The organism is Halorubrum sp. SP3, assembly GCF_005435195.1.
GTDB classification, from domain to species: Archaea; Halobacteriota; Halobacteria; order Halobacteriales; family Haloferacaceae; genus Halorubrum; species Halorubrum sodomense.
The window spans coordinates 1-535 of the sequence record NZ_SGTU01000291.1; the positions used below are offsets into that span (position 1 = coordinate 1).

Consider the following 535-nt stretch of genomic DNA (forward strand, 5'->3'; position numbering starts at 1 on the left):
ACGTCTGCATCAACTGCTCGCGTTCAGTTTCATAGACGTAATCGAAGATATTCTCACCGACCATCTCATTTGGATCATACGCAAGAACTGCTTGTGCTGAGCCGCTAACGTAGCTAAACGTCCCGTCTGTCCCGACGATTGCGATCACGTCCTCAGACTCTTCAACGAACCGCTCAGTACGACGCCGCTGCTGGCGTCGCTCAGTCATGTCCCGGACAATCTGCGCGTACCCATGAGACGTCCCCTCGTCGTTCTCGAGCCGGACGTACCGTGTATCAGCATAGAACTGGTCCCCATCAGCTGTCACTCGCCATCCTTCGTGAGAGCTCTTCCCAGCGACTTTGGCCTGCTGAAGCAGTCTCTCTGGGATCTTTGACTTTCGATCAGCAGGCGGGTGGAGTGTAGCGACGTCCATCCCAAGTGCCGATTCATCAGTGTATCCGAACAGCTGTTTGGCGCTCTCGTTCCACGTCTGGATCTGCCCGTCTTCATTGATGGCGAGGAAAGCATACTCGTCAACGCTTTCAATCAATAA

Annotated in this window: 1 protein-coding gene; it reads right to left on the reverse strand. The window is 54.0% G+C overall.

Features of this window, described 5'->3' with window-relative positions; all coding sequences use genetic code 11:
- Positions 1-535 (reverse strand): PAS domain S-box protein (locus EXE42_RS16605; protein ID WP_137707022.1); only part of this gene is annotated, 535 nt, incomplete at both ends.